This is a genomic window from Streptomyces mayteni (assembly GCF_054783955.1).
In genome coordinates this window covers 44313-51911 of sequence record NZ_BAAGPR010000053.1, presented here as the reverse complement: position 1 = coordinate 51911, position 7599 = coordinate 44313, and the positions used below count along the sequence as shown (strand labels likewise).

4 protein-coding genes and 1 pseudogene are annotated in these 7599 nt (G+C 69.6%); all 5 read left to right on the top strand.

Annotated features, from left to right (window positions below; genetic code table 11):
* Positions 1 to 580: 580 nt before the first annotated feature.
* The 5 genes and pseudogenes from ACYVPE_RS22670 to ACYVPE_RS22650 all read left to right on the top strand — a co-directional run bounded on the left by ACYVPE_RS22670 (position 581) and on the right by ACYVPE_RS22650 (position 7250).
* Complete coding sequence (locus ACYVPE_RS22670) at positions 581 to 2998, top strand: helicase associated domain-containing protein (protein ID WP_461035509.1); 2418 nt, start codon at positions 581 to 583, stop codon at positions 2996 to 2998.
* Between the two features lie 592 nt (positions 2999 to 3590).
* Positions 3591 to 4199 (top strand): NPCBM/NEW2 domain-containing protein, encoded by a 609-nt coding sequence (locus tag ACYVPE_RS22665; protein ID WP_461035508.1) that lies wholly within the window; start codon positions 3591 to 3593, stop codon positions 4197 to 4199.
* A 375-nt stretch (positions 4200 to 4574) separates the two neighbouring features.
* Positions 4575 to 4826, top strand: a pseudogene (locus ACYVPE_RS22660) (helicase associated domain-containing protein); the annotation flags it as partial.
* A gap of 517 nt (positions 4827 to 5343) precedes the next feature.
* On the top strand, positions 5344 to 5616 hold the full coding sequence (locus ACYVPE_RS22655) for a helicase associated domain-containing protein (protein ID WP_461035514.1): 273 nt from the start codon (positions 5344 to 5346) through the stop codon (positions 5614 to 5616).
* Between the two features lie 149 nt (positions 5617 to 5765).
* Entirely contained in the window at positions 5766 to 7250 is a 1485-nt protein-coding gene (locus tag ACYVPE_RS22650) for a CHAT domain-containing protein (protein WP_461035513.1), read from the top strand.
* Positions 7251 to 7599: the final 349 nt, after the last annotated feature.

Sequence of the window (7599 nt, the reverse complement as noted above, 5' to 3'; positions counted from 1 at the left end):
CCCGCGGAGCGGGTACAAGCGCGCTGCGCGCGCTTGTAAGACCGTCCGCTTCGCGGACGGGGCCCCGCGCTTCGCGCGGGGCAACAGATTCCCGCTTCGCGGGAATCCGACCGCAGTTACTATCGCCGCTTCGCGGCGATAGTGCGGGCTCCGCTTCGCTCCGCCCGAAAAACGGCAGCAAGGGATGGCGGTGGCTGCATCGCGGGATGATGCAGCCTGTGTAACTACAGGAATCCCGGGCAGGCCCCGAGATTTGAGGCGGGTCGACAGAACCGACGGGCGGGGCGCGGCTCCACCCTGGCCCAGGTCTCGTTCGGGTGCATTCCGGGTGCGGCGTCGGGTTGACGGGGAGGGTTGGCCGTCCGGTCAACTGCTCTCCTCAGGACGTCAAGTGCGCCCGGGGCGCCGGGTGCTGACAAGGCGTCACGCTGCTCGCGTGACGTGTATAACAGTGCATCAAGCTCTGCATGGGGCAGGATGCATCTGTGTAGACTCAGGGATCGTGACGGCCTCCCGGTTGAGCGTGCGGGAAGGGTGTCGACGGTCTTCAGTGTTTCGGTTCTCTGTCGGGAGAGATGAAATGGCGACGGCGCCTTTTAAGCTCCGGGATCATCAAATTGAGGCGGTAGAGGCCGGGGCGCGGGCGCTGGATATTCCGCCGGGAACGCGGATTCCGGCGGCGGGATTGCGTGCGACGGTGGTGATGCCGTGCGGTTCGGGAAAGACGATGGTGGCCGCTTTCACGGCACGAAAGGTAGCACGGAATGGCCGGGTGCTGGTCCTGGTGCCGACGCTGGATCTGCTGACTCAGACGGTCGGCGCGTGGCAGGCGGCCGGCCATAAGGGGCCGGCGGTCGCGGTGTGCTCGCTCGGCGACGACCCGGTGCTGTGGGGGCGCGGGGTGCGGGCGACCACGAGCGCCCCTCAGTTGGCGCTGTGGCACGGCTCTGGCCCGGTGATCGTGTACGCGACCTACTCGTCGTTGCCGGTCCTGGTGGAGGCGTTCGAGGGCTCCTACGGCCTGCCCATGAGGCCGTTCGACCTGGTGGTCGTCGACGAGGCGCACCGGACGTCCGGCTCGATGGGGAAGGCGTGGGCCGACGTCCACGACAACAGCCTGCTGCCCTCGCTGCGGCGTCTGTACCTGACGGCGACGCCCCGCATTTGGCAGGAGCGGCCTCCCACCGATCCGCTGCGGGATCCGCTGCCGGAGGAGATGGCCGCCAGCACGGACGATGAGGCCGTCTTCGGGCCGGTCGTCTACCGCATGAACCTGGCCTCGGGAGTCGCTCGGGGTCTGCTTGCGCGGTATCAGATCATCGTGGTCGAGCTGGTCGACCCGCAGCTGCCTCCTGACCAGCTCTACGGCCCGGAGAAGCGTGAGGAGAAGATCCGCGGCCTGCGGCTCGGGGCGCTCCAGGCGGCGATGCTGAAGACCGCGCGTGAGCACGATCTGAAGACGATGATCACCTTCCACCACCGGACCGTCGAGGCCGAAGCTTTCGCCACCGGGCTGCCGGCGGTCGGGAAGAAGCTGCACCAGGTGGAGCCGGAGCGGTATCCGGCGAGGGTCTGGTCGGGGTGGTTGAAGGGCGAGCACGAAGCCGACCACCGCCGGACCGTTCTCGGAGAATTCGGCACCCGAGCCGGCCTCGCGGTCCTCTCGAATTGCCGCGTCCTCGGGGAAGGCGTCGACATTCGCGCGGTGGATTCCGTGGCTCTTTTGGATCCGAAGGGATCGCCAGTCGATATCGTCCAGGCCATCGGCCGCGCCCTGCGGCAGAAGCCTGGTGAAGGTAAGCTCGCCTCGCTTATCGTGCCGGTGTTCCTGGCACCTGGCGAGCAGCCCGACGATATGTTCTCCTCGGCCTCGTATAAGCCTTTGGTGAAGGTACTCGAAGGGCTCCGTGCACATGATGAACAGGCCATTGAATTGCTGGCTATTCCGCAGACGAACACCGGCTCGGAGTCGCCGACGGCCGACATCGGCGTCCCGCCGGAGGAGGGTGAGGAAGAGGGCCGGCTCTTGCTCCGATTCTCCTCGAAGCGGGATCCGGCGGCGGTCGCGGAGTGGATCGCCTACAACGTCATCGACACCGAACGCCAGGACTGGGGCCGCGGGTTGGAGGCGCTGCGCGCCTACCGGAAGCGGGTCGGCCACAGCAGGGTGCCGTTCTCGCACCGCGAGGGAGCCTTCCCGCTGGGGCAGTGGGTGGCGGATCAACGGAAGGTCTTCCAGGCCGGCGCCATGAACGGGAACCGCGCCCGCCGCCTGGAGGCGCTCGGCATGGTGTGGGACGAGCGGGAACTCGCGTGGGAGGAGACCCTGGACGTCCTGCGGGCCTACCACGGCGAGTACGGGACGCTGGCGGCGCCGAGGTCAGCCACCATCCTGGACCGCCCGGTAGGGATGCTCCTGGCCAACCTCCGACGGCCCGGCGGGCTCGGGAAGGACACGGCCCGTGCTGAACGACGCGCGCGCCAACTGGCGGCGATCGACCCGTCCTGGAACCCGGCCTGGCCCATCGAGTGGCAGAGGAACTACGCCGGCGTCCAGGCCTGCGTCGACGGCGGCGCAGACCCCGACGACATCCTGCCGGGCGTCACGGTGGCCGGCGTCGACGTCGGCACGTGGCTGCTCCGGCAGCGGCACGGCTGGAAGCACCTGTCCGAGGCGCAGCGCGGGCTGTTGGGGGATCTGGGCATCGGACCGCTCCAGGCGGCTCCTGAGGCCGTACAGGGCGCCGTGGAGGGCACGCGGGAGCCTGCCGGGCCGGAGACCGGCAGTGTTGCGGTGCCGGCCGCGAGGAAGCCGTCAGGCGGCCGGAGCGGGTCCTTCGAACGCGGCCTAGCCGCCGCCCGCCAGTACCTCGCCCGCGAAGGCCACCTCCGCGTTCCCCGCGGCCACGTCGAGCACCTGGCCCTCGAAGACGCTGTCGCAGGCGGGGACCAGGAGCAGCCCAAGGGTGGTGTCGGTGAAGCTCGGGGTGTGGCGTAGCAACATGCGCAGCCGGCGCGACACCCTGCCCATCGAACAGCAGACCGCGCTGGACGAGATCGGGTTGTAGGGCGCACCTCGGGCACGGTCGCGATTTCGGAAGCAGCGCCAATGCCCTTCGATGCGAATAGACGAGCCCGTGACCGGTACTGCCACAGCCGGTCGGCGGAGCCTGATCTGTGAGGAGTGGAGAGCGATGGCCGCACTCGGCCCGCGAGGAGGGCCGTAGTGACTCCCGAATCCATCGATGTTGATCACGAGGCAGAGCCTCGAAGTGACTCCCTGAACCACGTCGAAACGACTCTCGCCCCCGCGTACACAGCCGACGGCGTCATTCTGCTGCTGTGGGCCTGTCACGCAGGGGTTGGTTCGGGTTCAATGTGTGGATGGATTCTTTAGGAGGCGCCTTCACCGTCCGTCGCGCGCGCCGTGCCCGAACGAGCCGTCCGTGAGCGGGGTGACGTCGTCGGGAGGCGGAATCCCGCCGATGCCGCCTGGACCTCCGCGGCCCAGGCCGGGCGGCGACGACGGTTCCGACGCCGGATCGCCAGGACCGGGTGAACGGGGGCGCCCAGTCCGGGTGTTGGGCGAGATGGCAGCCCTGATCACCGCGGTCACCGGTCTTGTCGGTCTCTTGCTGGGCTTCCTCGGATTGCCGACCGTGATCGACTCCCCCACGGCCACGGCGGTGACGGTGACGGAGACGATCCGGTCCACCGCAACGGTCACCGTCACCGCGTCACCGGACGCGGACAGTGGCAGCGGTGAGGACACCGGGTCGGGAGAGGAGGAGGAGCCAGCGCCACTGCCGCCCGGAGAGGTGGCGCTCGCCGACTTGGAGGAGGTGGGCAACTATCCCTCCTACGAGCTCGGCTCGGCAACGATGGGCGGCGTTCGGTACGAAGACGCCATGCTGATCGCATACTCGTGCAACGAGGATATGGACTACAGCATCAACGAGCGGTACACGACCCTCACCCTCATATTCGGGTTAGACGACAACACCATCGCAACGCCCGCGAGCATCACGATCTCAGGTGACGGGCAGCAACTGGAATCCGTGGGAGCGGAGATCAACCGTCCCAGGGAAGTGACCGTGGACGTCACCGGGGTGGCGCGGCTGCTCATAACAACCGAGCTGGCAGGCGACAGCTGCCCGGATACCCAACTCGCGATAGGGAACGCGGTGCTTCACGACTGAACCGGGCCGTGCTCGCCTGTGTCCTGCGGGGCAGCCGAACGGAATACGCCGGCGCCTGACACGAGGTGTGCCAGGGACCGGGGCGCGGCGAGCGCTCCTATGTCACGTGGCGATGCTGTGACCTGCGGCTTCTCGCGCTGTCTCACGCCGTGCCCGGCCGCTGAGCCTCAGATGATGTCCGAATCCTCAAGACGGCCACCGAGGCCCACGCCTGACCTGCGGAAGGGCCAGGCCGTCGATCCGCTCGGCGGTTGCGCAGACCTGGTCCAGCGTCAGCAGCTGGTCGGCCAGGTGCAGCGGCGCGGTGCGTAGCCGCGCCGCGAGCCCGCCGACATCAGCCTGCCGCCGGAGGATGGTGAGGAGGAAGGTCGGCTCTTGCTCCGGTTCTCCTCGAAGCGGGATCCGGCGGCGGTCGCGGAGTGGATCGCCTACAACGTCATCGACACCGAACGCCAGGACTGGGGCCGGAGGTTGGAGGCGCTGCGAGCCTACCGGAAGTGGGAGAAGCATGCGCGGGTGCCCTTCTCCCACCGCGAGGGCGCCTTCCCTCTCTGGCAGTGGGTCGCCGACCAGCGGAAGGTCTTCCAGGCCGGCGCGATGAACGGCGGCCGCGCCCGGCGCCTGGAGGCGCTGGGCATGGTGTGGGACGAACGCGAGCTCGCGTGGGAGGAGACCCTCGACGTCCTGCGCGCCTACCACGGCGAGTACGGGACGCTGGCGGCGCCGAGGTCCGCGACAATCCTGGACCGCCCGGTGGGGATGCTCCTGGCGAACCTGCGGCGGCCCGGCGGGCTCGGGAAGGACACGGCCCGAGCCGAGCGCCGCGCGCGCCAGCTGGCGGCGATCGACCCGTCCTGGAACCCGGCCTGGCCCATCGAGTGGCAGAGGAACTACGCCGGCGTCCAGGCCTGCGTCGAGGGCGGCGCCCACCCCGACGACATCCTCCCCGGCGTCACCGTGGCCGGCATCGACGTCGGGACATGGCTGCGCCGGCAGCGGCACAGCTGGAAACACCTCTCCGAGGCGCAGCGCGGGTTGCTGGCGGATCTGGGCATCGGCCCGCTCCAGGCTGCCCCTGAAGCCGCTCAGGGAGCCGTGGAGGGCGTGCAGGAGCCGGTCGGGCCGGGAGGCCGGCAGTGTTGCGGTGCCGGCCGCGAGGAAGCCCACCGGCGGGCGCGCCGGGTCGTTCGAGCGGGGTCTCGCCGCCGCCCGGCAGTACCTCGCTCGGGAGGGCCACCTCCGCGTTCCCCGCAGCCATGTCGAGCACCTGGTCCTCGAAGACGCCGCCGGCAGCGGGGACCAAGAGCAGCCCGAGACCGTGCCCGTGAAGCTGGGGGTGTGGCGCAGCAACATGCGCAGCCGGCGGGACATGCTGCCCGTCGAGCAGCAGAACGCCCTGGACGAGATCGGGTTGTAGGGGAGCCGGGCGCGCGGCTCGCTTGGCTGTCCGGTGCGATTGCTGCCTCCGGTCCTGATGGCAGGAGTGGCCGGGTTGTGTCGTCGGGGCGAGGTTGCTGGTTGGATGCCTTGGGGACGACTTCGTCGTGGTGGGGAGGGTGTCAAGGCGTGGCGGGCGGCCTGGATTTCGTGGTGGAGCTGGTTCGGGAGGGCGAGGGCTTTCGGGTGGGGGTGCGTTCTCCTGCTGGGGAGTACACCGGCCCGGTTCTGCTGGATGCGGATGCGCTGGTGGCTGGGCTGGAGGCGGTGCAGGCGAGGGTGTTGGCGTCCAGTTCGCGGGTTCGGGCGGCCCGGCCGCTGATGTCGGCGATCGAGGCGCCGCTGCGGAAGCTCGGAGCGGGGCTCTTCACCGCGGTGCTGGGGGGACACTCCGGTGCGTTGTTGGCGGCCAGCCGCGAGGTGGTCGAACGGGAGGGGGAGCCTTTCCGGATCGTGCTGCGGCTGCCGGCCGAGCTGGCGGTCCTGCCGTGGGAGTTGCTGTTCGATGACCTGCGCGGTGAGTACGTGTGTCGCCGCAGCGCCCTGGTGCGGTACGTCGAGGCGCCCGAGACGGTGAGGCAGGTGCGGGTCGACGGCCCGCTGCGGGTGCTGGGCATGACCGCGCTGCCGGGGAACCTGGCCCAGTTGGACGCTGACGCCGAGCGCGAGCAGCTCACCGATGCGCTGGAGCCGCTGCGGCAGCAGGGGCTGGTGGACCTGGAGTGGGTGGACGGGCAGCGGTTGGAGGACCTCATGGACGCCCTGCTGGCCGGCGGGCCCTACCATCTGTTCCACTTTATCGGGCACGGCGGATTCGACGCCGCGCGCGGCGAGGGCGGTATCGCGTTCGCCGACGACCGAGGCAAGGCCCATCTGGTGCCCGCCTCCCATGTGGGTGACGTGCTCACCGCTGCCGGGGTGATGCCGCACCTGGTGGTCCTCAACAGCTGCGCCACCGCCACCGCCGTGGCCACGGACGTGTTCTCCAGCGCCGGCGCCTCCCTGGTCAGGCGGATCCCGGCGGTAGTGGCCATGCAGTACTCCATCACCGACGACGCCGCGAAAGCCTTCTCCCGCGCGTTCTACCGGGCTCTGGCCTCCAACCGCGGCATCGACGAAGCCGTCCGCATCGCACGCATCGCCATCTCCAGCTGGCACCCCGACACCCTGGAATGGATCACCCCCGTCCTCTACATGCGCAGCCACGACACCCACCTCCTCACCCTGCAGCGGCAGGCACCACACCCCACACCCGCGCAGGCGCCCCCCGTGCCCACCGGAGATCCCACACCACCGACCAGTGACCAGCTAGCCGCGCCCCGGGAAACCGAGCAGCTCACCGCTCGCGAACTAACAGACCGCGGAATCACCCGCTACAACGCCGGTCGACAAGAACAAGCTTTGGCCGATCTGAACCGGGCCATCGATCTCGACCCCGACAATGTCGTCGCCCTCGCCGCACGCGGCAGCCTGCACGGCTTAGCCGGTCGTACGGAGAAAGCCCTCATCGACCTCAACCGGGGCCTCGAACTCGAACCCAACAACAGCTGGGCGCTTTCCGTGCGCCGTGAGCTTCTCGGCGGAGACGGTTCGGCGTCCAGCGGCTCGGGCTGACCGGACGGAACACCGTGGGTTGGCGGCCTGCCGGTGCCGGCCGCGCGGAAGCCGTCCGGCGACCGGGGTCGTTCGAGCGGGGCCCGGCCACCGCCCGGCAGTACCTCGCCCGCCAGGGCTCCTGAAGGTCCCCCGCGGCCATGTCGAGCACCTGGTCCTCGAGGAGGGTGCCGGCGGCAGAGACCAGGAGCCGGGCGAGACCGTCGCAGTGAAGCTCGGGGTGTGGCGCAGCAACATGCGCAGCCGGCGCGACACCCTCCCCATCGAACAACAGACCGCGCTAGATGAGATCGGGCTTCGAGTAGGGGCAAGGTGACTGGGCTTCTAGGCCCACCCACCACCAGCAGCT

Coding starts and splice junctions, on each gene's coding strand:
- ACYVPE_RS22670 (WP_461035509.1), top strand. CDS start 581: ATGGCGACGGCGCCTTTTAAGCTCCGGGATCATCAAATTGAGGCGGTA.
- ACYVPE_RS22665 (WP_461035508.1), top strand. CDS start 3,591: ATGGCAGCCCTGATCACCGCGGTCACCGGTCTTGTCGGTCTCTTGCTG.